1 protein-coding gene is annotated in these 1,050 nt (G+C 47.3%); it reads left to right on the forward strand.

The window, feature by feature from the left end; translation table 11 throughout:
- Positions 1–752 (forward strand): hypothetical protein (locus F6K51_RS38085; protein WP_293031563.1); only part of this gene is annotated, 752 nt, incomplete at its 5' end.
- Positions 753–1,050 lie beyond the last annotated feature (298 nt).

Raw genomic sequence — 1,050 nt, forward strand, 5'->3', positions numbered from 1 at the left:
CAAAGGAAATCGGATTGCTCGGTAAGATGGCATCAACCGCCTGTTTATTGGAACCGTTCCGCAATGCTACAGGAATCATGGCAGTGCGCAATTGCCTGTTGAAGTTGTTTGCTCTCTACAGTGACCTGCAGCGGAAAGCACGACGAGAGAAAAACCCGATCAGTGAAACTGATTTGCCCTGTTTATGGATTTTGTCCCCTTCCTGTTCAGCCCAGCTGTTGAAGGGCTTTGGTGCAAAACTTAGTGATTCCGGTGATTGGGTTGCAGGAGTTTACTTTTTGCCTGAGTGGTTCAACACAGCCCTGGTAGCCATTAACCAGCTACCGCTTACCGAAGAAACCCTCTGGTTAAGAATTTTGGGACGGGATAAGACTCAAAGCCAAGCCATTAATGAGTTGCTAGAACTACCGGTCGGACACCCCTTACGGGGTAACATCTTAGAGATTCTGGCCAACTGGCGCATCAAAATAGAGGAAAGCGAAGATTTAACTGAAAACGAGAGGGAGTTAATTATGAATTTATCACCAGCTTATTTGCGTTGGCGGGAAGAAACCTTAGAGCAAGGAAATTTAGAGGGACAGCGCCTGATGGTGGAAAATCTACTGGCAGGGCGGTTTGGCACTGTTGATAAAGAATTATCCCGAACCATTGAGCCTTTGATGCAGTTGCCGATCACAGAGCGTACTCAGGTGCTGCTTAACTTGTCTCGTCAGGAACTGTTGGAGAGGTTTGGAGACAGTCGATGGGATTGATGCTCTGACCTTTCAATGGTATGGCGGTGGTATTTCGACCTCAGTTCGATGTCATAAGTTCGGCTGGGGGGCTTTCCTTGCGCCCCTAGCTTGGGTTATGGGGTAAAAGTCTCAAATGTCAAGATCCATGGGATCTGTTTTTGGTCAGTTGATCGGTGAAAGGCTACTAACACCAACCCCAAAGAGTTAGGATTAATGACCCGACAGCCTCATGATCAATTTGCCAAACAGTATCTAACGGAGTTGTTAACACCTCACGGTCAGGTAGAAGTCAGCCGAGAACTAACCACTGAAGTTC

The organism is Moorena sp. SIO3I8 (genome assembly GCF_010692325.1).
GTDB lineage: Bacteria > Cyanobacteriota > Cyanobacteriia > Cyanobacteriales > Coleofasciculaceae > Moorena.